We start from the raw sequence: 25,502 nt of genomic DNA on the forward strand, positions 1-25,502 counted from the left end.
TATGAGGATCAGGGTAAACGGCATAGATATTGAATTTGAAAAAACCACATTAAAAGAGCTTCTTGATTTATACCGCTTTAATCCCTCAAAAATCATGGTGGAGAAGAATGGCCGTATTGTGGAAAAGGAAAACTATGCCACCGAAACGTTACAGGATGGCGATGTCCTTGAAATAGCACGGTTTGTTGGTGGGGGATGATAGAAAAAATACGTACTGCTTTAATGGAATCCTCTCTTTCAGGTGAGGAGGTTAAACACATTATTTTCCTGCTGTTTTGCTGTGGCGATAGTAACTGGCAACAGTTGCCTGAAGAATTAATCAAAGATGGATATATATCCATAAAGGACAATTGCTGCACACTAACCGCTAAGGGGATAGCATACCGCGATCATCTGGTGCAGAAGCTGGCAAAGTTTCATGCTGCAAGCAATGTAGTCTTCAAGCAATATTTTGACAATGAACTATCGCCCATAAAAAGTAAGATGCAGTCTTTAAAACAGCAATGGCGTAGTGTGCGTGACAAACGGTTGCACTATAAAGAAACCCTGATGAAACAGGGCAAAGACAAAGCTGCAATAAAAAAAGATGTACAATACAAAAAGCTAGAAAAAGAGCAGGATAAATTGCGCACTTGCATGCGCCATGCAGAAAAAGAATATAATAAAAAATTATCTGCATGCATAAAGCGGATTGGTATACTGGATTTGTAATGCGCAATGGTATGAAAAAATTATATTTAGCATTTTCTGACACTGACGGTAATGTATACAAACATCCTGCAGCGCTGCCAGCCTTCCGGTCAGGACGCAGGTTTGTAAAGGTGGATGAAAACGAGCTTATACCGATTCCTGATGGCAGTACATTGTACCTATTGCCAGAACGCTATCCTGTTGAAGGGAAGAATTTTAAGACAATAACGCAGTATAACCGCAATGAAATCTGGGCAGTTGCTTCGTTTTTAAGTTCGGGGTATTTACGCACATACCTGCCAGCCTATGTACCTGCTAAGGATGCGCCTGTTCTTTCTTTATGGGCTTACTGTGGTCTTGTGTTTGTGGGGGATTCATTTTATGTGCCAGCACTTCGCATTGATCCTGATCCACGCTCTGACCCCGCGTTACACCGCAATGACATTGAACTGTTTAAACAAATAAAAGCTGTTAAAGAGCAGTATCCTGCAAACAGCCTGGTACGCCAGCTTGCTAAATGTTCTACACAGTATGGGTGCCTGTGTGCACGTAATTTTTTCTTAAGCCGCTATGAGGCACCGCTGCCAACAACAAAATCATGCAATGCATTATGTTTGGGTTGCTTTTCATTTCAAAAGGATACCGGTGTGCATGTGTCACAGTACAGGCTTGCCCGCCAACCATCTCCTCAGGATATAGCTGAAGTGATGCTGTATCACATTGAGCGGGTTGACAGAGCAGTGGTTAGCTTTGGTCAGGGTTGCGAAGGTGAGCCGCTGTTACGTGCAAAAGATTTAGCAAAAGCAATATCTATTGTGCGAGGTAAAACTTCGAAAGGCACCATCCACCTGAACACCAACGGTTCATTGCCACAAGCCCTGAAGCAATGTATAGATGCAGGACTTGATTCTGTGCGTATCAGTATGAATTCGCCAACGGAGCATTTTTATATCAGGTACTATCGCCAAAAAAACTATGGCTTTAAGGATGTATTGCGCAGTATTGAGGTAGCTTTAAAAGCTGGTATTTTTGTTTCAATTAATCTTTTCTTTTTACCTGGTTTCACAGATGCACAGTCAGAGGTTGAACAATTATGTACTTTTCTTGACAGCTTTCCGGTGAATATGATACAAACGCGTAATCTTAATATTGATCCGGATTATTATCTGGACAATATTGGTTTTGAGGATGAAGAAGCAATAGGTGTGCGACAGTTACTAAAACTTTTGCAAACAAAATATCCTAAGCTGAAATTAGGGTATTACAATCCTCCAAAAGAGGAGTTTGGGATTATCACAAAATTTGATTTGTGATAGGTTGTGTGATTAATTAATGAACAAATTTGAGGTGTACAAATGGAAAAGATGGTTCAGGATCCCCTTGGCTATGCTAAGGATGTTGTAGGGAAAGACCCCCTGGCAACATTTTTAGGAATTGAAGTGGAGGATGTTAAGCATGGGTATGCACGCTGTGGTTTAACTGTAAAGCCGGAATACCTCAATGCGGTTGAGCGAGCACATGGCGGTATTATTCATGCAGTGGCTGATCAGGCATTTGCCGTGGCAAGTAACTCAATGGGGACTATGGCGGTTGCCCTTACCATGACATTGCAGTATTTGCAGGCGGCAATGGATGGCGAGCGGATATTTGCTGAATGCATGCTGGTTCATGCGGGCAGGAAAATAAGTTCCTGGCGACTGGAGGTGCGAGGGAACAATGATGCCATTATTGCAATTGGAGATGCAGTAGCTTACCATAAATAAGGTGTTGTAAGTATGGAAGATAGTGCTAAACGTTTAGAGGTCATTGTTGAATTTATGGTTCCGGGTGCAACACTTTCTGGAGACACCTTTGATTCTGAAAATAATTTTTTATATCCTGCGTATACTGTGTATACAGCCGAGATTATTGATACGCTGAAGGCAAAAGGGGTTAGGCGTATATACTATACGCCAGTTGAAAATAATGATGCAACAGCATTCACTGAACAGGCGCAGGATATATGGGAATCGTTATTTGAAGCAGTTAGAACAAATGCACGACCTGATCTGGAGCAAACAAAAGATTTTGTGTTATCATTGCACAAGTATGTGAAACAGAATAAAGATCGATTTCTTTACTTAATGAAGATCAAGGATTATGATGATTATACATTTACCCACTCGGTCAATGTGGGAATACTTGCCATGACTATGGCTTCCAAACATGGACTTGAAGAAAAACTGGTCCGTGAAATTGGGCTTGGTGCGTTTTTACATGATGTTGGTAAACTAATGATTCCAAAAGAGATTCTTAACAAAAAGGAAAAGTTAACCAGTGATGAATTTGAGGTTATTAAAAAGCACCCTGAATATGGCTATGAATATGTAGCTAAACATGATCATATACCTTCCAATGCTCTTGATGTGATATTGCATCATCATGAAAATTATAATGGTAAAGGGTATCCAAAGAATTTGCAGGATGAGGAAATCCCAATAGGGGCAAGGATTACATCAATTTGTGATGTGTATGATGCGCTTATTACTCCGCGCCCTTACAAAAGGGCTTACTCGTCACGTGAGGCAATACTTTCTATAATGAAAGAATCACGGGTTAAATTTAATCCGATTCTGGTTTCACGGTTTGTGCGCGATATGACGCCGGTTTTACAAAAAGAACCGTTAATACCTGTAGGGACGCTTGTGCTTCTTACCACAGGTGAGGTGGCACAGGTTGAAGAGTTGCATTCAACCGGAGACTTGCGGCCCATAGTTAAAATTTTGACAAACGACAAACAGCAAAAGATTACCCGTCCGTTTACGGTAGATCTGACGCTTGATAGCACCCGCTCAGTAAAAAGGATTATCCCTCGTTAGCAGTGTATCTTTTTATGCGTTTAGTTTCCATTCCACCTGGCATGTGTTCTTGCGGTGTTATTTCTTTTATGCGTAATGTGCTTTTTTTGTATAAACTCTTCAACCATTTCACAGTTGCTTCAGTGCATCATACATAAAAAATATCCCAAATCCGTAGAGCATTACCACAGTTATGATGCTTACTGCTGTTTTGAATTTTGTGCCTAAAAAAGAAGCCCCGGCAAATGAAATAATTGATAACAGTAAAAGCCAGATATAGTCGCATGCTAAATGCAATACTGAAAATAAAGCAAGTCCCGTTGCACCAAATAAAATTGCCTTCTGTATAAGCGATAGTCCAATAGTAAGCCACCACACATAAAAATAAGGGTTAAATGCTGAAAGGACAATTCCATCAATCATTGGTGTGTAAGTTTGTACAGAGCTATTGTTTTTCCGTAAACTCTTTACTGTAAGTGTGGCAAGTATGAATAACACAATGCTTCCTGCCAATGTAATATACGTTGTGATGTCGGTGAACTGTGTTATGAGCTTGATACCAAAAAACAGAGCTAAGATTACCGGCAGTTCAATAATTGCATGTCCGGTAGCAACCTTTAATCCTGCCGGCCTGGAGCGTGTACCGTGATTAATGGTTACTGCACTCATGGGTCCCGGAGCCATAACCCCTGAAAGGGATACCGTAAGAGTAATAAATATAAATTCCATATATGTATGTTCTGTTGCCATAATAACATATACACTATGAAAAAATAAAGATGTATGGCAAGTGATATTTGGATTATTCAAAAAAATTAATTTGATCCATTAAAGAAATATTGAAACAGTGTGGAAATAAAAGTATACGGTAATAATTCCTTAAAAAATTTCATAATGAATATAGTGTACGGGGTTGTCTCAAAAGACATCTTCTGCAATGACTTTTGCCATACTGTCATTGCGAGGAACGAAGTGACGAAGCAATCTTGTCTCCTGTGGTATTTAGATTGCTTCGCTACGCTCGCAATGACTTTGCACCCGCATCATTGAGAACTCCACGGATTGTTTTGGGACACCCTCTGTACACTAATTTATATTTTGTTCATATTTTGTAAATTCAAATTTAAATATATTTTAAATAATTTTTGTAAAGTTCAGCTTGATTTTAAGGTAATTTATGCTATATTAGTTTACGATGATTAATACAGGGTTATTACCATGAAAAATGCACAATTATTCATCTACAGGGAATATGAAGAACCTTTTCAATGTGCAACGCTGCCACAGGTTGACGAATGTGACAGACTTGTAGCTGCAATCAAATATTTTGGGGTATTAATACCTGCTGAAATATTTGACGAGGACAGAGGTATATAATTATTCATAGTACACTATAAATTCCACAGTATGGTGTATAGTTCTTGACATTTATCCATATCCTACCAGGATTCCTCATTAAAGTTTGCCTGAAAAAAATCTATTGTGATAAAAGAAAATGCTAAAAATTTGCGCTATCAGTGATATCCATCGAGGATATAAGAATTTTTATTGCTTGCAGCCTGAGATTGAATCCAGCGATATTGTTGTCATTGCAGGGGACATTGGTCCACTAAAGTGGTATACACGCTGGGATGCCTATAAAGATACTATCGCCCATATAAATAAACCTGTTTTAGCAGTTCATGGCAACTGGGATGGGAGTAAAATCCAGCAATTCCTTGCACCGTATTCCATTCATGCAGGCTTTGCGATAGTTGATGATATTGGCTTTTTTGGTGTAGGTGGCTCCATTAAAACACCACTGCATACTCCTGTTGAATACACTGAGGATGAAATATATACCTTTTTATCTAAAGGTTTTGAACATATAAAAAATCAACCAATTAAGGTGCTTATATCGCATAATCCACCAAAGAATGTGTGCGATAGGACTATCTTTAAAACCAATGCTGGAAGTACAGCAGTTGCTAAGTTCTGTGTGGAAAATAATATAGATTTATGTATTTGCGGGCACATACATGAAGCGCATGGTGTGGCTCAGTTGGGCAATACCACCGTGGTTAATGCAGGAACGTTTAAAAGCGGATATTATGCTTCTATTCTGGTGGCATTGAATGGGGCCCGGGCTACCGTCAAACGTTTGTAGTATATTGTTCCCACAAGGGAACATCCAAAAAAACAGTTTTTAGAAGTTCCTTATATGTTGTGAATGGGAAATACCATCTGTTTTATATAATCCACAACATCGCGTGCATATGCAAAACATTGTTCTTTTGTCAATCCGCCAATGTGATACGGTGTATCGTACAGTGAACCTGCATCCATTTCTGGTCCAAACATCATGCCGCCAACGACACCCATAAAATTATCCACAGGTTTTACACCTGCAAATGTGGACCATGCCAGTGTCCACAGTGCTGCTGTTTTATACAGATTATAACCACCACCTCCTGTTGCTAATATTTTAGTAGAGTATTGCTTAATGATATTAAGAACTTTTACATACCCGTTGCTTGTGAGGTTAAGATGCGCCAGTGGGTCATCCTTGTGGCTATCGCCACCCACCTGAACACATACGACATCAGGTTTGAAACTCTGAAGTAGTGGTGGTACTATTTCTTCAAAGGCATAAAGATAAATTTCATCGTCGGTATCTTTTAAAAGAGGGATATTAACGTTATACCCGTATCCGGGGCCCTCACCAATTTCATTTTCAAAACCAGTTCCGGGGAATAAAAACTGTCCGCTTTCATGGATGGATATGGTTAGCACCCTGTTGTCATCGTAGAAAGCACTTTGCACACCATCCCCATGGTGAACATCAATGTCTATATAGGCACATTTGAGTCCCTTTTTGATAAGATAATGCAATGCTATGGCAAGATCATTAATATAACAGAAACCTTCAGCATGGTCGCGCATGGCGTGGTGAAAGCCACCAATGGGATTGAAAGCAAATGTTGCACCCGTTTCTGCTAATTTCTTTGCACCTAAAAACGTTCCACCAGAGGCCTGTAGTGAAAAACTATATACACCTTTAAAAATAGGGTTATCGTGAGTTCCCAGTCCATAGGTTAACAGGTTAATGTCAAATTCACCGTGTTCGCATGTTTTAAGTGCCTGGATGTAATCGGGGGTATGAAACAGATATAGCAAATCTTCTTCAAGGAAGGGATGTTCTAGTATTTGTGTATCTTCAAGCAGCCCATATCGGTTCAATAAATCCATCATCTGTTTTGCACGCATTGGCTTAAACGGATGTGTTGGCGAGTACTCAACCTGTGCAAGATCTTCGGAATAGAAAAAAATATTTTTCATGGGGATAAATCCTTTATGCATAAGCTAATGCCACGATGCCGTTGAGTATATAATAAATCAAGCCATTTTAAATAAATCCAATTTTATTTAAGTGCAAGTTCAATTTTGAAGGGCAATATTAAGCCATCCCTGTAAAATCTCATATGAAGATTTCCATCCTTTAGACTACCTTGGATGTGTTTTTAAATCATTTTTTTAAAATATTCAATTAGTTGTTGCAATTTGTTCACATAGCAGTATTGTTGTGTCATGTATATACTTTGGAGGAAATGTATGAATATAGAAACTACCACCTGTATTGCCTATGAACACGTAGAGCTTTTACAAGAAAATGCCGCTATCCGTAAACTATCGCTTCATACGTTTATTATAAATTTCATAAACTATGTGTTTTCGTATAAAAAGATCCCTGTAAAAAGCTATAAAAGGTTACAGTATAGAAAGCGATATCACACCTGGAAGCGGGTGCATCTGTATTTGTATGAGAATGAATATGAGTTTGTGATGGATGTGAGGAAAGTCTGTAAGATGTCACTGGCTAAGATTATAGCCTATTGTGTAGAGAATTATCTGTATGATTATCTTGCTGCCTTAGACAGTGATGAAAATACCGATAACTATCGTTTTAGCGGCTACACATTTTCATTTTATTTAGAAGAAGGCATCCCGTGTTGTCAATTTTATTGGGGACCACCCCCAGAATTGGTGAAACTAGCCACCCAATAGCCGTCATAGCTAAAGGTAATTGACTAACATAAGACATAACTAAACTTTTACGTTGGTAAAAGTATATCCGCATACTGTCTACTTCCCGGACTATATGACCACATACTATGACGAACGATAACTTGCCTGTTCATCGTGCTATTTTTTAGAGATCCTCATTCTGACGTAACCAGTTTGACCTTTTTATCATACCTCCTTTTATTTTTTATTTTTGACTACATCTACTTTAATGATGTTTTACATTTGACGCTATATTATTTTAATTTTGTGTTGCACTTTATTCTTGAATCTCCCTTAGGCAGGTAAACTTACTGTACAAAAAAGTTGACATTCATAATAAATTGTTCTTTTAATGGAAAAAATATTCAATGAGGTCAGCCATGAACATAAAGAAAATGATTGTAACTACTCTTTTTGTTCATTTATTTTTTCTTCACGCCTACTCGCTAACTATCGATAATCCTCAAGTAGTTGTGCAGCTTGGTCATAGTGAATGGATAACATCAGTAGCTGTATCACCTGATAGGAAATTAATTGCATCAGCAAGCCTTGATGCAACAATAAAGCTCTGGGATGTTGCAAGTGGACGGTTGTTGCGTACATTAGCGGGCCATAGCGATACTGTCGAAGCAATAGCATTTTCACCTGATGGATTTATCCTTGTATCAGCAAGTGCAGATAAAACTATAAAGCTCTGGGATGTTGTTTCAGGGGAAATTGTACAACGTTTTGACACTACGTCTTATGTAAAAGCGGTTGCATATGCTCATGACGGGAAAATTATTGCTTCAGGTGGAGAAGATGGAAAAATAACGTTGTGGGATGTGACAACAGGTAAAACATTAAAAAAATTTTATGGGCACAAATCAGATATTACTTCTTTAGCTTTTTCTGCTAATGATCAATATATTGTATCAGCAAGCAAAGATGGCACTATTAAACTATGGGAAATAAGTACTGGTGAGCCGGTGCGAACATTTATAGGGCATACAGGTGAAGTTACTTCTATTGCAATTATGCCCAATGGGAAATTTCTGATTTCAGGAAGTAGTGATGCAACGGTAAAAGTATGGAATGTATATGCTCAACAGTTGGTTCATACATTTCAAGGGCATAAAGGCGGTGTATCTTCTGTTTCCGTTTCATCCAATGGAAAACTTATTGCTTCTGGAAGTTTGGATTATACAATTAAAGTATGGGATTTTGATACTAAAAAGGAGTTTATAACGTTATTGGGGCATAAAAATGTTGTGTCATCCATTGCATTTTTGCCCCAGAGCGGATATCTTGTTTCAGGTGCATGGGATAATAAAATAAAAGTATGGGATGTGGCACACGGCAATGAAGCTATACCAATTTCACAAAATAGTGATTGGATATATTCCGTTGCCATATCACCTGATGGTTTATATGTTGCTGCAGGAACTGAAAGTAAAGCTATACAGGTGTGGAACGTATCAAAGTTGAATGACATGCGGTTGCTGTACGGTCATCGCAATAGTGTGTTTACCGTAGCATTTTCCCCTGATGGCAATGTGCTGGCTTCAGGAAGCTATGATGGTACGGTTAAGTTGTGGAATGTACACAGTGGAACATTACTAAAAACATATAAAGGTCATACACAGGCTGTTAATTCAATTGCCTTTTCCCCCAACGGGAAATATTTTGTGACAGCAAGTGATGATACAACAGTTAAACTGTGGGATGTACAGCGTGGAGTGGTAGTCCACACGTTTACGGGGCATGAAGGTACAGTGGATACTGTTGCTTTTTCTCCAGATGGGGAATTAATAGCTTCAGCTGGATATGACAGGACTATAATACTATGGGCGATAGCAACTGGAAAAGAAGTCAAAAGGCTGAAAGGGCATGATTTAAGAGTGTCATCAATAGCATTTTCTCCTGATGGAAAATTGCTGGTTTCGGGAAGCGGGGATACTACTGTGCGTTTGTGGGATGTTGCAAGTGGGAAATGCGTGAAGATATTTACCGGGCATTCAGACAAAGTACGTTGTGTTACATTTTTACCGGATGGTAAAACCATACTATCGGGAAGCAAGGATACTACTATTAGAGTATGGGATTTACATACCTATTTGCCATTAAAAGTATTGTATGCAAATAGTGATGTTTTTACAGTAACAGTTTCAAAGGATAATGCATACCTGGTTTTTGGTGGCAAAGATTGTGCGGTAAGGATCTGGGATTTGGTGCACAGTAATGAAATAGCACAATGTATTGCAACGGAAAATAACGAATGGGCTGTTGTAACACCGGATAACTATTACTTTTGTAACAAAGGTACACTTAAAAATATACATTTTGTTAAATTTGAAAAATTTGTACGACAAACGAAACCTATTAGAGGTGATAAAATCAACAATAAAAACTCAGAAGAATTTCAAAAATATGAAAAAGAATTGAAAGTTTTTGTATTTGGATTTGATCAATTTGATCTGCAGTTTAATCGACCTGACATAGTATTGGAGCGTTTAGGGAAGGCACCTGGTAAGATAGTTGCTGCTTACCGCAAAGCCTATGAAAAGCGATTACAAAAAATGAGTTTTGATCCATCACGCTTTGAAAAAGTTTTTACTTCCGATATGCCGTATGTTGCCATAACTTCTCCCACTGGTGGGCCAATTAAAACTAATGAACCTGATTTTACATTGCAGTTTATTGCAAGGGATGTGCGTTATGGTATTGAACGTGTATTTGTTAACGTTAATGGGGTTCCTCTTTTTGGTGTAAAAGGTAAACTTCTCAAAGAAAAAAGCAATACTATTAAAGAAATTGTTACCATTCCATTGTCTATTGGTAAAAATGAAATCTCTATATCGGTGCTTAATGAAAAAGGAGTTGAATCGCTGGCTGAAAGAATAGAAGTAGTATATAATCCTACTCGTTTATCCAAGCCCGATTTATATATAATAGGTATTGGTGTATCACAATTTAAACAGGAAGCGTATAACCTTACCTATGCGGATAAAGATGCACAGAATATTGTAAAGCTTTTTGAGTTAAAAAAGGACAAATACAACTCAATTAAGGTTGCTTTATTTTTAAACGAAGATGCGATACGTGAAAAGATACTGGGAGTAAAATCCGCATTAAACAATACAATGCCTGATGATCAGGTAATAGTATTTGTAGCATCTCATGGGCTTCTTGATGATAATCTTAATTATTATATAGCTACCCATGATATTGACTTTGCCAACCCACAGAATAGAGGTTTGCGCTATGAAGAATTAGAGGATCTTCTTGATGGGATCCCCGCACGGCAAAAGCTACTGTTTATAGATGCATGTCATTCAGGTGAGCTTGATAACGATGAAATGCAATTAGAGCAAAGTCAGGAAAATGTAGATAAATATGTAAAAACAAGAGGATTTGCTGTTGTGAAAACCAAAGAAAATACAATAGGACTCAATAATAGCTTTGCTTTAATGAAGGAATTATTTGCAGATTTGAGACGGAATAATGGTGCAGTGGTGATATCTTCTGCTGGCGGAGAAGAATATGCGTATGAATCACCACAATGGAAAAATGGAGTGTTTACCTTTAGCATTATTGAAGGTTTAACAAAGAAAAAAGCAGATGGCAACAAAGATGGTACTGTAACAGTGAGTGAACTAATGAGTTATGTAGCACAGCGAACAAGGGATTTAACCGGTGGAAGGCAAAACCCCACAAGCCGAAAAGAAAATATAACTGTTGATTTTAAGATTTGGTAGATATGGTAGACAGGGATAATAATATTGCTAATTCTCATGAACGTTTAACATTTACACAAACTTCATTTGATTTCTGGTTTATCGTTGTATTTTTTTGTGGGCTTTTTTTAGTATTATACTGGAAAGAGCTCAATGGCTTTACTGGGTTTGCCATTTTTGTATATAGTATGATACAAATATTTGTGCCTGTATATATTATTTTCAGGATTGTAGGTATCCGTTATTTTGAAATCACTCCGGAATATATAATGATAAAAATAGGGAAAGCACAACAAACTATAGTAATTACAAAAGATAATATCGAAATTATTACAATTGTATATATTCCAGCAATGAAATTTTTTAATAGGAACAAACCCGCAAAAATAGTTTTCAATTTCATATATAAAAAAGATTTTGATCTGCATCTAAAAGGTTTAAAAAAATTTTTTTATGGGAAAAAAACATCAATTAATCAAAATTTATTTTTAGAAGAGACACCCCGCGTAGTGGCTTTTTTAGAAAAATACTATCCAGATAAACTATTGATTGATAACAAGGCTAAAGCTTTTTTGAAAAAAAAAATATGGTGATGTCACTTCCATTGATTGAATAGTATTGAAATTATATGGTGTTTTGCTCAAAAAAAGAATCATGAACAGCTAAAAATAGAGATTGTAATGAAATGTATTTCATCCCTTGTTCTCCTTTTCTACAGTAGTATGATTTTAAAAATTTGGAAATGAGAATTTAAAAATATATTCAAAAAACATATAAAAATCATCCAGTCGGTATAAAAATAGTTGACTTTTTTGATATATCCTATTTAATTATACCATATAGACGGTATATTATTAAGGGGGCTTTATGAAAAGAGATTTGCTATTAATAGCAGTATTTATTGTTACTATTGCTCTGACCCCGTATGGGGTATTTGCAGCAGTACCACGAACAACGTATCCAGTAGTATTTGCTCATGGTATGGCTGGCTTTGATAACATTCTGGGGTATGACTACTGGGGCAATGACTATGGTGTCTTTGTTGGTGATCCCTGCGATGAATTTTTAGAAGTGACATGTAATGGCAATATTGACAGTGGTCAGAAATCATTTGTTGCTCAGGTACAGCCATTCCATTCTTCTGAATACCGTGGTACACAGCTTGCCAACCAGATAGAAAGTTATATGGCAACCAGTGGTGCGCGTTATGTAAATATTGTTGGTCATTCACAGGGCGGATTGGATTTGCGAAAAGCTGCAAAAGTATTGTATCAGCGCAAAGGATATACGGTGGTTAAGGTGGCACTTTCCATTTCTTCCCCCCACCGTGGTTCGCCACTTGCAAAGTATATTCTGGATTTAGGGCCTGGTGTAACCAGTGTTATGGCTGCACTTGCAACTATTTATGGCAATGTGGTCTATAAATCGGGGAATGATTGTTACGCATCAGCAAAGCAGATAGTCTATAATGATTATAGCGCCAGTGATGGTGTAACAACCGGTATGAAGGTATTTAATAATTCTTATCCTGTGAGCTCAACGTATGCTGCACGCTATGTATCAATTATTACTGCACAAACAGGTCTTGATGTAAATCCTGCATTATTCCTGCTTCGAAATGGGTTTTACAACATTGATGGCGATGGTTACTGCACCGATGACTGTGACAATGATGGTGCTGCAGGCAAAGGTGATGGGACACGTACCGATTTAGATGATGATGGTCTTGTTGGCATCAACTCTCAGCAGATGGGCTACAGGTTAAAATTAAATGAGGTATTTTTAGGCCAGGATTATCTATCAACCGATACGGGATTGGGATATGTAAGCAGCATAAATTATCCTAATAGTGCTCAGATGACTTCAGCTGCTGATATAGTTAATCAAGATCATTTAGATGTTATAGGTGTTGGTCCTGATATGTTTGACGAGATGGAGTTTTATGCAGCAGTGTTTGACTATATAGCATACTACGATTAATATATTTGTAAAGCTATGATTTAAAAAACCCTTTCTTGTGCAGGAAAGGGTTTTTTTTGTTTGCTGGATGTAATTTTTATTGACAAAAAAGTGGCATTAATCTAAATACCGAATAGTCGGTATCAATAAACTAAATATTACAAAAAGGGGGTTGGCATGTCGTTAAAAAGGGTATTAATAACAACTGCAAGTTTATGTATGTTTTTATTTGTTTTTATCCAGACTTCTTTTGCTGCTGTTGATAAAACAACATATCCAGTAGTATTTGCTCATGGAATGGGTGGTTTTGATACTATTTTAGGTTACAATTATTGGGGTGATGATTTTGGTGTGTTTGTGGGTGACCCATGTGATGCCTTTCTTGAAGTAACATGTAATTCCAATATTAATAATGGTCAGCAATCATTTGTGGCCAAGGTACAGCCTCTGCATAATTCAGAATATCGTGGTGCTCAGTTAGCTGATCAGATTGAAGGTTACATGGCAACAAGTGGTGCAAAATATGTAAATTTAGTAGGGCATTCTCAGGGTGGCATGGATATCCGCAAAGCAGCAAAAGTTTTGTATCAAAGAAAAGGGTATCAGGTTGTGAAAGTGCTTATGAGCATTTCTTCACCTCATAGAGGATCACCACTGGGTAAATATGTTCTTGAAATGGGGACATTAGGTGACATTATCAAATTCATATTTAACCTGTATGGAGATATTATATATAAACCAGGGAATGATACAGTAGAAGCGTTAAAACAGTTTGTATATGAAGATTATGATGCCAATGATGGCAAAATAACAGGAGCAAAAAAATTTAATGAAAATAATCCTGTGTCATCATTATATGCATCACGATATGTTTCGGTAATGACTGCACAGAAAGGATTGGATCTTAACCCACTTCTTCTGATTATCAAGGTGTTGTATGACATTGATGGCAATGGCTATTGTGTTGATGATTGTGATAATGATGGTGTAGCAGGCTGTGGCAATGGGATTAAAGATGACCTTGATGATGATGGAATGGTTGGTATCAATGCACAGCAGATGGGATATCGACTGAAATATCATGAAGTATTTTTGGGCCAGGATTATCTTACCACTGATACTTCATTGGGGTATGTTGGCAATATCAACTATCCCAATGCGCTCCAAATGACTTCTGGAGCTGATTTAATAAATCAGGATCATATGGATGTTATTGGGCTTGGTCCTGATATGTTTGACGAGATGGAGTTTTATGCAGCGGTGTTTGACTATATAGCATACTATGATTGATATATAATTTTTAGTTAAATATAAAAAATCCTTCTTCAAGCTATTGGGGAAGGATTTTTTTTGTCATGATATATATTAAAATAATTATTGAAAAAAAATGTTATAAACAGAATATGTAATGGTGGAAGAGTAAAGTTATTGAATGCAATAGGTTACAACTATTCACAAAGCAGTCTTATGATGCAATAGAGATTGCTTCGCTACGCTCGTAATGACATTGCACTTACGTCATTGTGAGCTCTATGGTTTGTTTTTAAGACGGCTTTTGGCAATGACTTTTCCGTCACAGCAAGCAAAGCGCTTGTCCTGAGCTTGTCGAAGGGTGGCAGTCCTAGTTGTATACATCAAGATATTGCTTTGTCGTCCAGATGGGACATTTCGCAATGACAGGGTATACAATATATAATTTTATAAAAAGGAGTGGTTAATCTATGAAAAAAAGATACTATATTCTGGGGACTATTGTAGCACTACTTTTTATCTATTTTATATTCTTCCATAAAACCGATACCATCCAGTCACGTATTGATTATATAAAAAATGGTGGCGTTGTACCACCGGTAAATATGTTACTGCAGGCTTTTCAAGCAGATGAGGAATTACGTGCGCGCCTGCAAACCGACTTTGATATGCAGGATGTTGTACAATATTTCAGGGACAAGTATGGAAAAACCATTCATCACAAGCATACCCAGGTGATGCTTGTTGAAAAACTTATGGGTTACCTTATGAAAATGTATCCGGATGACTGGGTTGTATATATGTATGCAATGCTGCGCGAAATATTTCCCGGCATGGAAAATGAAATATTTGATATATTTGAAAAATTACATAAATATAACACATGGTTAGAAGAAAATGAAAAAGATCTGGCACAATTGTCTTCAAAAGATAAACGGAACGCACTGTGGGAAAAGAGATACGAAATTTTTGGTAAGGATGCAGATCAGGTATGGGAATCAGAAAAAAGAATTGAACCAATTTATACTGCACTGGATACAATTCAGGAAGGCAATATGCCCTTTCATGAAAAACTATCGCTTTATAAACAAAGTATTCAGGAAGCATATAAAAGCAACACTGACACATTTGTAGCACGCAAACAGCAGGAGTTGATGAATTCATTCCTTGATGTTGAGAGTGTACAGAAGGATCTTTCAAACATGACACCACAGGAAAGAAAGGAAAGCCTGAAAGAAGTGCGTAAAGCTATGGGGCTTGACAGTGCTGCACTGCAACGCTGGGAAGAGTTAGATACAATACGCGATCAGCGCTGGGATGCTGGAATGCAGTACATGCAGCAATGTGCTGAGCTTGAAAAAAAATACAAGGGTGCCGAGCTTGAAAAGCAGCTTGATAGTCTCAGGATTAAATATTTTGGCGATGAAGCAGAAACAATAAAGAATGAAGAAGAAAGCGGGTATTACAGGTTTTCACAGCCACGAAAGTATGGATTGGAATAACAGTAACTTCCAAAGGTGATTTTTTTGGGAAAAAAATATTGCACACTTTGTATTGTGCTTACTGTTATACTCAGTGTATTGTGGTATACTCAATGTGGTACAATTTCAAGTGTTACTGAGTATGGAGTTTTTGCACCTTCGCGCCTGCAATTTGTTAAAGGGCAGGATGGCTGTACGCCAATTGAATTTGACAGGCAGTATACCGTATGGACATTTGGCGATACTATTACTGATGAAGGGATGATTTCTAATAGCTTAGCTTTTACCAAAAAGATTAATGCTACCAATGTGACCAAATTGCAATTTGAATATTACAGGGAACATGGGAAGATAGCACAATTCATAAAAAACACCTTTGATGAAAATCCATCCAGGGACCGATTATGGGCATTTGATGGGATTCGTATTGGTAATACTGTATATGTGTATTATGCTCATGTATATATACATGACCCCGGTAAACCGTTATCATTTACCACAAAAGAAAGTTCAATTGCATACTGGAATGTTCCCAACCAATGGGAAATTGGGAAACCCGTTCATTTTATCCGTAAAAAAAATATGTTTGTGGGCAATGTCCCTGCATTGGGTGCATCGGTTCTTTTGCATGATGACTATGTTTATGTAGTGGGCCACATCAGTGAAAAAAGTAAAAGTTCACTGGTTATTGCACGGGTACATAAGGACAATATACTACAGCAAAATCATTATGAATTTTTACAAGGCGATAGCAACTGGGATAAGGAACTTGCTGCCGCAAAAAGATTTTACGGTGATGTCGCTGGCGAATGTTCGCTGACGTATGACGATGGGTTACAGGCATTCTGTATAGTGTATTGCCAGCTTTTTACCGGCAATATCGTAATGTGCAAAGCACAAACCATAGAAGCATTGCCATATGCCAAAAAGGAAATTGTATATACGCCACCAAAGTTGCACGGTACAAGTATGATGTATTATTCGGCAAAGGCTATTCTGCAAGAAGGCAAGCAGTGGTACATAGTATATATGAATCCATTAGAGTATCAGCCATATTGTATAAAAGTTGACATAGGTAAAAGGTTCTGGTGAAATGCTATTTTTTGTAAGAGGGGGTAATCGGTCAGTTTGATACACATACTTAGCATGCATCCAGTGACCGATATTCACAATAAGGTCGTCAAGTGTTCTGAGTGCTTCAGGACTTGCAATGACGAAATTACATTTTGCTACTGCGAGCAAAGCGCTTTCCCTGAATATTTCTTTGGGACTAAGCATTCATGCTTCGACAAGCGGTTACTGAACTCAGCCAAAGTGCTTGGCAACCTTTATGTAAGGGTTGCACTCTTATAAAGCCAACAATGGATTGCTGCGGTGGTGTCCCAAAAGACATCTCTTTGCAATGACTTTTGCATTCCTGTCATTGCGAGGAACGAAGTGACGAAGCAATCCCATAGTTGCAAGCGCCGCAGGCGTGTGGCAATCTTGCCTTCTGCGGCAATGAGATTGCTTCGCTTCGACAAGTGGTTGCTGAGCTCGTCGAAGCACTCAGCACAGGCACTTCGTTCGCAATGACACATCGGCCAAGCCCGTCATTGCGAGTGCCGTAGGCGTGTGGCAATCTTGCCTTCTGCAGCATTGAGATTTTTTCGCTTCGACAAGTGGTTGCTGAGCTCGTCGAAGCACTCAGTACAGGTACTTTGACATGCTCAGTGCAAGCGCTACAATTGCAATGACATTGCACTTGCTTCATTGCGTGACCTGCCGTTTCTTTTGAGACGGCCCCTCGCAATGACTGGGTGGGAAAAGTCACTGCGAGCAAAGCGCGGTAATCTCATATCATAATAGAGATTGCTTCCCTATTACATTGTGATTGTATTTTGAAGATATTATAGAAAAGACTATTCTTTGAGGAGTGCTGTATGGAAAATAAAAATATATTTTTTGCAATGATTATTACCTGTATTGTTGCTTTCATTGATTCATTGTATTTATTATATGTTCATTACTTCCCACTTGTGCCTGATGCACCACTGTTTGCGTTATGCACTGCTGGCACCATGTTTGATTGTAATGCTGTCAATACCAGTGCGTATGCAGTGTTATTTGGCCTTCCTTTGTCAGCATGGGGGCTTTCGTTTTATCTATTTTTTATTGCTATACTCATTGTGTATTTTAAATACTGGCGTCATAGTATAATTGAATTTGGTATGCTGTGGCTTACCATATTTGCTGTGCTACTTTCAGTTGTGCTTGGATTTATATCATTTGGTAAAATTAAAAAATTTTGTTCATTTTGCATGATACTGTGGTTATGCAACGGTATATTGCTTGTGCTGGTGGGTATGCATATACGCCGTTTGTACAATGGTTTTAAAAGAGCCGTTAATACAATACATGATTTTGATGTCATTGCGTTGATGAAGGATACCCAAGTACAAAAAATTATGATTATAGTTTCTATAGCTGGTATCATTTCACTGGGACTGGGGTATGGACTTAATGCTTCACTGAAATATGCATATAATCAAAAAGAAAAAGAAAGAGAAAGTAAGCTTATAGAAGAATTTAAAAAAGATTATGAACAATATGAAAAAGTAAACATACCAGTTGACGACATAGAACCTTTTGCAGGAGCAAAAGAAAATCCTGTGCATATTGTTGTATTCTTTGATTTTAACTGTGGGGCCTGTCACAGAGCTATTGCACTTCTTAACGAATTAGCAATGAAATATGAAGGAACTGTTGCCCTGTACCTGCGGCATTTTCCGCTGGATGGAACCTGCAATACGTTTATTAAACATGCAAAAGATGGCGCTTCATGCATTGCTTCACAGTTTGCTTATGCCCTGTATGGTGACAAAGAATACCACGAATATATTATGCAGCTTATGACCCACACGGGTAGGGTTGATGATGATGTAATAAAAGAAGTTATTACTGGATTAAAGAAAGACTTTACGCAGCTTGAAGCAAAAGCAAATACACCACAAGTGAACAAACTTTTGCAGGATGATATAGCATTGGGCGGTAAACTTGGAATTCATGCAACCCCCACAATCATCATTAACAACACAAAATTAAGACCAGGCATCCCCCCAGCGTATATATTGGAAATGGCAATAAAAATAGAGATGGCAAAAAATAAATAATTTATCGCTTGAAAATTATTGCTTCAACACCTGCTTCATCCATCATGGCTTTTGCCAGTTCATCGTTGTAGGGGTGCTCAAATATAAATGTTTTAATACCCGCGTTTATCAGCATCTTGGTGCATATGGAACATGGTTGGTGGGTAACATAGATAATGGCACCAGCTATTGAAACACCGTGGAAAGCAGCCTGTATAATGGCATTCTGTTCAGCATGCAAGCCACGACACAGCTCATGGCGTTCGCCTGATGGTACGTTGTAGATGTTGCGAAGGCAAGTTTCAGGAGTGCAGTGTGTTATACCCGTTGGTACGCCGTTGTAGCCGGTGGATAATATGCGTTTATCTTTCACAATGACTGCACCAACTTTGCGACGTATACATGTTGCACGTGTGGAAACATCATGTGCAATCATCATGAAATATTCATCCCAGGTTGGTCTCATTTTGCGCTCACTTTGCATTGTAGCTGTAAATCAACTGAATAATCCATAACCGTGTGCAGTGTAAATTTCACTGTTAATGGAATTACACTGTGATAAACATATCGCTTTGGTTTTAGTAAATCATGTTTTTTTGCATATTCTTTGACTGGCTCAATAGGAATTGCGGCTGTCAGCGTTACTGGTTTTTGTGGTGTTATGGCAAGCGCTGTGGATGTATATTCAAAAGATTGTGACAGTATTTCTTCATTGTTATGGGCGATAGTTACTGTAACAGGTGGCTTTTTTACTGAAAGCTGAGATGATGTGTTACTGGTAAATGTTACCGATGCCAGGATTGGCTGGTTGATGGTATGAATAATGGAGAAGCGCACCTGAACGCCGTTTACTGCAACGGTTTGATAGATATAATCAGTTGGCTCTTTTTTCTGGATAATGAGTGTTAACAGGATGATGAACACTATAATGTTAATGAGCAAAAAGATGCGTGAAAATTTCTTTTTTCGCTGATTGGTGTCAGGAGGCATTTCACCTTTTTTGATGTATTCAATATATTCCTTTGCTTTTTCCTGCATTGTGTTATTCTATCTGTTGTAGTATTGCTTGGGGAAGGGTAAATTCTATGGTTTTTAGTTTATACATAAAGCCATACAGCATTGCAAAAAAATTAATTGTTAATGTTTTGGTGTCCTGTAATGATTTGAAAAAATAGGCGTTCACAGGATTGTTAGCAAAATGAAATGTATGGTACGTTTGAATTTGGTTGCCATCAGCAAACATGGTGAGTGAAGTTGATTTTTCATCTTTTTCTACCAGCCATGAAACATTGGTTGGCAAAATATCGTCAATGGCTTCGGGTAAATCAAAATATAAAAGGTAATAATCATCAGGGGTTGACAATAGCAGTGATGCACCCGCATCGTCAAAAAAATCATATAGCAGGGCAAAAAACTCTTTATCAAGAGTAGAGTTGTCCGCAAGTTTTCGTAATGCATCAATAAACTGTTGCGTTGCAATGATGTCCATATCCAGTAACTATCGCCTATAAAAAATTTTTTAAAGTATAAAGCCTGTGCAGATAGCAGTGTATATTGCTGGTAACTATCGCTCAAAAATTATATAAAATTTCAATTGTGGAGTTGGTAAATAACCCATACAGTTTGAATGAAAAATATATGATAACAAACACAAGTAAAATCATGATGACGATATTCATTTTGTCAAGAAGCCTGTCAGAAATTGATTCTTGCAATTTGTTCATCATGAATGCAATCAATGTAAGGTAGCCTGCAAGTCCCGTGCAGCAGGATACAAGAAATGTGACTTTTAGCGGGACGGACATAGTTTCAAAGAGCTGCAAATCTAAAAGAAGTTTATAGCCAATAACCCACCATACAATCATGCCGGGATTAGTAATGGCAATGGTTAATCCGGTAAGAAACGATGTGCGTTTTTTGTACTGAATATGAGGCTTGTGCGCAGGGGGTATGTGCTTGTGTTCACGGTATGAACGGTACAAAAGCGCTATGATAACAAGAATACCAAGTGAATAGGTAAAGATCTGAACCTTGGGGTAATGTAAAAATCCGCCAATGCCAAAGAGCACCAGCACACCATAGATAAAGTCAGAAGTAACCGAACCCATTGCTACCGATATTGCCGGCTTTAAATGGCCGTTAATGGCTTTTTTTATGACTTCAAGCTGGACAGCGCCAACAGGAATTGATGAAATAAATCCAATAAAAAGCCCAAAAGCAAATAAAAAAAAGATATGAATGGTATACATGCCATACCCTGCACGTGATTTTTTTCTATTTTATACGTTGCAAATTGTGGTAAAAAGTTGCAAGTATTTTTTTGTAAATATTATTTCTTGTCTTTCTTTTTACGCTCTTCAACTTCCTGGGGTGTGAGTTTTTTGCCCTGTAGTACTATTTTGCGAATTGATTCTTTGGAAAAGTCATCTTCAAAGATAATTTCTTTACCTTTATACACTTTGAGGTTATCAATGATGGGGATGCAGTTCTTTGAAGCAAAGCCAATTTTCCCACCTTCAAGCTCTTCATCAATTGTGTGCGATAGTACCTGTGCATTGTCTATTGCTACAGTTACTGTTTTGCCTTCAGCAGTGATTGTCAGTGCGTACACTCTGCCATATTCAAGCTTTATTTCTTTTGTGGCAAGAGTAGTTATGGTAAAATTACCCTTTGCCTGCTTTGGCAGTGTGGTGTCCTTGATGTCGGATTTTATGATTTGTATGGTGGTGATACTGTTGGTAGTACCGGTAAATTGAACTGCGTAAAACTGTCGGTAATCAGATGCAGCAAAAAATGTGAGATAGGTGGCACCATCCGCAGGTGAGTAAATGGCAACGGTGTGGGTAATGGAAGTGAAATCATAGTCACTGGTGCTGATAAGTGAATTTAAGTTTATTAACGGGCTGTAGTCAAAGGAATACGATTTGCTCCTGTTTTCGCGCAGGTATGATTCTTTATTATCGGATACCACCGACCAGTTGCCTGAAATCTGCTGCCAGGTATACGGGGGTGTGCTCTGGGAGTAGGAGAAAATAATGGAGAGTAATAGCGTAATTTTAGTTAGTATTATTGCGTTCATTAATTTATTGATTTTCATGCTTTGCTCCACTATTTTGAATTTAAATCTGATACCAATTTTTATAAAATTTTGAGATGGCATTATCCATAAAAAAATTGCACTTTTAAAATTAAAGTGTAGCGATATTTTCAATGTAAAACGTGTAGAATTCGTTATTAATCGACTATCACACAAAGGGAATTTTTGCAATTAAAAAGTGATGTTACAAACAGTATTTTATTTTCAAATGACTTCACATCATATTTACTTTTTTTGTATAAAATAAATTCCATCTTTATTATGAAAATGCCTTTTCTTTTCTAAAAAATTAAACGTAATGTATTGCCTTTATCTTTAAATTCTTTTCATAAATACATTACAGGTATACTATATTCCGTTTGTATTGAATATGCATTGATCATTATTTTTCAATTTTTGACGTTTTTACAATTATCCCTCTATTTTAATAGTTGATGATATAGATTGCCACGTCTAAATTTCGTTGAGACAGGCTATATCTTTTCTGTCATTGCGAGCAAAGCACGGCAATCTCAGTTGTATGCATCAAGGGCTTGCTTTGTCGTTCCAATGCGACTCCTTGCAATGACGGTTTAATTTTTATTACTATGGGGTTACCGAGTCAATAGTATATACTTCAGAAGAGCCTTCGTTTAATGTAAGAGAACTTGAATTTGTTTCTTCAATAATTACAGTTCCTTCCTGAAATCCTGAACCTTCATCAATACTTGCAACAACTGTTCCTTCAAGTTTATTAACCTCTTTGGATTCTGTTTGAGATTGATCGGCATATCCACCACTTTTACTCCATTTTGCATCTCCATCTGCCCATATAATATCATTTATAGGATTTCCCGCATCATTTATCCATGCAAGCTCTGTGGGATTATCCTGATTACATCCTATGCCTGCATATAATATCATGCTTATAATTGTTATTGTTACAAGTGATTTTTTCATAAGATCCTCCAATTTTTAGTAAACAATGTATAGTATCGTAGTTAAAATACAAAACTTTGAGATGCCCGGCATGGCATCTTTATGAGTATATACAATCCAAGTGCAGTATACAAGCAATGCATAGGTCTCAAAGCATTTCAAAAAACGCCAGGCATAGTGTCATTATAACACATGTACTCACACTATGAGAGACGTAATGTATGGTGTCTTTATAGGGTAAATGTTTTAAAGACATTTATCCTGCAAAGTCGTCACACATAACGTCTCTTTTTAACAAGATATTGTTTTTATATACCGTCGTCAATTTATTTTGTGCAAAATATTTTGATGTATAGGGATATAAGGCTCTGACCCTTACAATAATATCACCCCTTCGGGGTTTTTTAGTTAATAACAGCATGTCATCCTGAACGTGTTTCAGGAACTCATTAGTGGGAACAAGAGATTCCAGGTTAAGCCCGGAATGACGTATTACTTTGTCATTTCAAAGGAGCGAAGTGACTGAGAAATCTTAAAGTGGGAGGCAAGATTTCTCGCTGCGCTCGAAATGACATAAAGGATAGCTCGAAATGACAAAAAGAGATGACCAGAATGACAGATAGGCAACAAGTCATCCTGAACTTGATTCAGGATCTACTTATAAGGCTCTGACCCCCAAATACACTATCTCTCCAATAACTCTGCACACTTTGCGTACTCTGCGTGATGCATAGGTTTGTCTCACACAGAGACCGCAGAGATGGGGAGGGTGAGGCTCTGACCCTGTTACAATAGTATAATAGTATCACCCCTTCGGGGTTATATATTGAATACCAGGGATTCATCCTGAACCATGACCTGAATTTATTTCAGGATCGATTCAGTGTAGTCATCCTGAACTTGATTCAGGATCTCAATGGTGAGGATAAAGATTCCGGGTTAAGCCCGGAATGACGTATTACTTTGTCATTTCGAAGGAACGAAGTGCTGAGAAATCTTAAAGTAGGAGGCAAAGATTTCTCGCTGCGCTCGAAATGACATAAACAATTGCTCGAAATGACAAAAAGAGATGACCGGAATGACAGATAGGCAACAAGTCATCCTGAACTTGATTCAGGATCCAATCACAATGCTCACCCCTTACAATAATAGCACCCCTTCGGGGTTAGTGTGATGTTGTGATGAAAATAATATGCTCTGACCCCACTAAGGATCTTACGTATCATCCTATCCATTAAGGATCTGCCACAAATCCCACTATCTCTCCCATAACTCAGCGTACTCTGCGTGATGCATCGGTTTGTCTCACGCAGAGACCGCAGAGATGGGGAGGGTGAGGCTCTGACCCCAAATCCCACTATTTCTCACATAACTCTGCGTACTCTGCGTGATGCATCACTTTGTCTCTAGAGTCTAGGCTCTGATCCCTTACAATGTATCACCCCTTCGGGGTTTCTTGATGATGTTGTGATGAAGATAATATGCTCTGACCCCATGGTTTGCAATTTTTTTATAACTTTTTTATCAAAAAGTACAAATTTTTTCCTACATCCTTTTAATTTTTTCTGCTTCATGCGTTGTATAGAGTAAGAAATACCCTTTTTCACACAATATTTTACATCAATGGAGGAATACGTATGGCACGGAAATTGCGTGTACAGATGCCAGGGTTAACCTATCACATTACTTCTCGCTGCATAGAGTGGCGAAATATGTTAGAAGAAGAGTACTTTAAAGCCTGTTTTGTGGAAATTTTACGCAGAGCAAAAGAAAAATACCGGTTTAAGCTTATTGCCTACTGTATTATGGACAATCACATCCATTTGGTTATTCACACAGTAGATGATGGAGCACCTATAGGGCGCATTATGCAGTATATTAAGGCACGGTTTGCTGAAATTTATAATAAAATGACTGGTAGAACCGGCCCTTTCTGGAATGAGCGCTATAAGGATAGTATTGTAGAGTTTGCCCGTGATGGGTTTCACTATTTGTTGTGGTTGTTGTGGTATTTGGCGTATAATCCGGTACGGAAAAACCTATGCTCTGACCCTACAAAATACCACTACAGCAGCATAAAAGCATATTTACAGGAGGATGCCGATGTAGGAGTGCCAATAGATTACCATGACTATTTTAAAGAGTTAGGGAAAACATTTGCCGAAAGGGTAAAAAGATTTATGCACTACGATGAAATATACCGCAAGCGCTATTCAATTGCGGGGTGGGTGTAATGCCATAAAAAAATTATCGGGGCTGTCTCAAAAAAACCTTGGTGCACACAATAACGTGAGTGCAATCTCATTGCAAGCGTAACGAAGAATCTCAATGTCACAGAGGATGAGATTGCCACGCGCTTGCAGCGCTCGCAACTATGG

The 25,502-nt window shown here is 37.9% G+C and carries 24 protein-coding genes; 16 read left to right on the forward strand and 8 right to left on the reverse strand.

Annotated features, from left to right (window positions below; all coding sequences use genetic code 11):
- The first annotated feature begins 1 nt into the window (after position 1).
- Genes thiS through AB1444_06355 form a run of 5 tightly spaced genes read left to right on the forward strand, consistent with a single transcriptional unit; the run spans position 2 to position 3,548 of the window.
- Positions 2–199 (forward strand): sulfur carrier protein ThiS, encoded by a 198-nt coding sequence (gene thiS / locus AB1444_06335; GenBank protein ID MEW6526270.1) that lies wholly within the window; start codon positions 2–4, stop codon positions 197–199.
- Positions 196–711, forward strand: coding sequence for a hypothetical protein (locus tag AB1444_06340; GenBank protein ID MEW6526271.1), 516 nt, complete (start codon positions 196–198; stop codon positions 709–711). The genes thiS and AB1444_06340 overlap by 4 nt, the downstream gene beginning before the upstream one ends.
- Positions 712–722: 11 nt before the next feature.
- Complete coding sequence (locus AB1444_06345) at positions 723–2,003, forward strand: radical SAM protein (GenBank protein ID MEW6526272.1); 1,281 nt, start codon at positions 723–725, stop codon at positions 2,001–2,003.
- Between the two features lie 42 nt (positions 2,004–2,045).
- Positions 2,046–2,453 (forward strand): hotdog fold thioesterase, encoded by a 408-nt coding sequence (locus AB1444_06350; protein ID MEW6526273.1) that lies wholly within the window; start codon positions 2,046–2,048, stop codon positions 2,451–2,453.
- A 12-nt stretch (positions 2,454–2,465) separates the two neighbouring features.
- Positions 2,466–3,548 (forward strand): HD-GYP domain-containing protein, encoded by a 1,083-nt coding sequence (locus AB1444_06355; protein MEW6526274.1) that lies wholly within the window; start codon positions 2,466–2,468, stop codon positions 3,546–3,548.
- A gap of 108 nt (positions 3,549–3,656) precedes the next feature.
- Here the strand turns inward: AB1444_06355 and AB1444_06360 are convergent, their stop codons facing one another.
- The gene (locus tag AB1444_06360; GenBank protein MEW6526275.1) at positions 3,657–4,277 is read right to left on the reverse strand and encodes a LysE family transporter; all 621 of its coding nucleotides are present in this window, start codon (positions 4,275–4,277) and stop codon (positions 3,657–3,659) included.
- 468 nt (positions 4,278–4,745) lie between these two features.
- Here AB1444_06360 and AB1444_06365 point away from each other — a divergent pair, with 468 nt between their 5' ends.
- The gene (locus AB1444_06365) at positions 4,746–4,904 is read left to right on the forward strand and encodes a hypothetical protein (protein MEW6526276.1); all 159 of its coding nucleotides are present in this window, start codon (positions 4,746–4,748) and stop codon (positions 4,902–4,904) included.
- A gap of 118 nt (positions 4,905–5,022) precedes the next feature.
- Positions 5,023–5,673: a metallophosphoesterase gene (locus AB1444_06370; protein ID MEW6526277.1), complete on the forward strand. Its 651-nt coding sequence runs from the start codon at positions 5,023–5,025 to the stop codon at positions 5,671–5,673.
- A 50-nt stretch (positions 5,674–5,723) separates the two neighbouring features.
- Here the strand turns inward: AB1444_06370 and AB1444_06375 are convergent, their stop codons facing one another.
- Entirely contained in the window at positions 5,724–6,845 is a 1,122-nt protein-coding gene (locus tag AB1444_06375; GenBank protein ID MEW6526278.1) for an acetoin utilization protein AcuC, read from the reverse strand.
- A gap of 273 nt (positions 6,846–7,118) precedes the next feature.
- On the opposite strand from AB1444_06375, the gene AB1444_06380 reads away from it, so the two are divergent.
- From AB1444_06380 to AB1444_06415, 8 genes are all read left to right on the forward strand, one after another.
- Positions 7,119–7,571, forward strand: a complete 453-nt coding sequence (locus AB1444_06380) for a hypothetical protein (GenBank protein MEW6526279.1) — start codon at positions 7,119–7,121, stop codon at positions 7,569–7,571.
- Positions 7,572–7,951: 380 nt separating this feature from the next.
- Positions 7,952–11,308, forward strand: coding sequence for a caspase family protein (locus AB1444_06385; GenBank protein MEW6526280.1), 3,357 nt, complete (start codon positions 7,952–7,954; stop codon positions 11,306–11,308).
- 167 nt (positions 11,309–11,475) lie between these two features.
- A complete protein-coding gene (locus AB1444_06390; protein ID MEW6526281.1) occupies positions 11,476–11,880 on the forward strand; it encodes a hypothetical protein in 405 nt (134 codons plus the stop codon).
- A gap of 274 nt (positions 11,881–12,154) precedes the next feature.
- A complete protein-coding gene (locus tag AB1444_06395; GenBank protein ID MEW6526282.1) occupies positions 12,155–13,267 on the forward strand; it encodes an acetyltransferase in 1,113 nt (370 codons plus the stop codon).
- A 156-nt stretch (positions 13,268–13,423) separates the two neighbouring features.
- Positions 13,424–14,536 (forward strand): acetyltransferase, encoded by a 1,113-nt coding sequence (locus tag AB1444_06400; GenBank protein MEW6526283.1) that lies wholly within the window; start codon positions 13,424–13,426, stop codon positions 14,534–14,536.
- A 431-nt stretch (positions 14,537–14,967) separates the two neighbouring features.
- Positions 14,968–15,999, forward strand: coding sequence for a hypothetical protein (locus AB1444_06405; GenBank protein MEW6526284.1), 1,032 nt, complete (start codon positions 14,968–14,970; stop codon positions 15,997–15,999).
- Between the two features lie 24 nt (positions 16,000–16,023).
- Positions 16,024–17,070, forward strand: a complete 1,047-nt coding sequence (locus AB1444_06410; protein MEW6526285.1) for a DUF4185 domain-containing protein — start codon at positions 16,024–16,026, stop codon at positions 17,068–17,070.
- An 830-nt stretch (positions 17,071–17,900) separates the two neighbouring features.
- A complete protein-coding gene (locus tag AB1444_06415) occupies positions 17,901–19,130 on the forward strand; it encodes a vitamin K epoxide reductase family protein (protein ID MEW6526286.1) in 1,230 nt (409 codons plus the stop codon).
- 1 nt (position 19,131) lies between these two features.
- Here the strand turns inward: AB1444_06415 and AB1444_06420 are convergent, their stop codons facing one another.
- The 6 genes from AB1444_06420 to AB1444_06445 all read right to left on the reverse strand — a co-directional run bounded on the left by AB1444_06420 (position 19,132) and on the right by AB1444_06445 (position 23,145).
- Positions 19,132–19,575 (reverse strand): dCMP deaminase family protein, encoded by a 444-nt coding sequence (locus AB1444_06420; protein ID MEW6526287.1) that lies wholly within the window; start codon positions 19,573–19,575, stop codon positions 19,132–19,134.
- Complete coding sequence (locus AB1444_06425) at positions 19,572–20,147, reverse strand: hypothetical protein (GenBank protein ID MEW6526288.1); 576 nt, start codon at positions 20,145–20,147, stop codon at positions 19,572–19,574. The genes AB1444_06420 and AB1444_06425 overlap by 4 nt, the downstream gene beginning before the upstream one ends.
- 4 nt (positions 20,148–20,151) lie before the next feature.
- On the reverse strand, positions 20,152–20,598 hold the full coding sequence (locus AB1444_06430; GenBank protein MEW6526289.1) for a hypothetical protein: 447 nt from the start codon (positions 20,596–20,598) through the stop codon (positions 20,152–20,154).
- 82 nt (positions 20,599–20,680) lie between these two features.
- Positions 20,681–21,358, reverse strand: a complete 678-nt coding sequence (locus tag AB1444_06435) for a LysE family transporter (GenBank protein ID MEW6526290.1) — start codon at positions 21,356–21,358, stop codon at positions 20,681–20,683.
- An 80-nt stretch (positions 21,359–21,438) separates the two neighbouring features.
- Positions 21,439–22,206, reverse strand: coding sequence for a hypothetical protein (locus tag AB1444_06440; GenBank protein MEW6526291.1), 768 nt, complete (start codon positions 22,204–22,206; stop codon positions 21,439–21,441).
- 585 nt (positions 22,207–22,791) lie between these two features.
- Entirely contained in the window at positions 22,792–23,145 is a 354-nt protein-coding gene (locus AB1444_06445) for a hypothetical protein (protein ID MEW6526292.1), read from the reverse strand.
- 1,616 nt (positions 23,146–24,761) lie between these two features.
- Between AB1444_06445 and AB1444_06450 the strand changes: the two genes are divergently transcribed.
- Complete coding sequence (locus AB1444_06450) at positions 24,762–25,358, forward strand: transposase (protein ID MEW6526293.1); 597 nt, start codon at positions 24,762–24,764, stop codon at positions 25,356–25,358.
- Positions 25,359–25,502 lie beyond the last annotated feature (144 nt).

The organism is Spirochaetota bacterium (genome assembly GCA_040756435.1).
Taxonomy (GTDB): Bacteria; Spirochaetota; UBA4802; order UBA4802; family UB4802; genus UBA4802.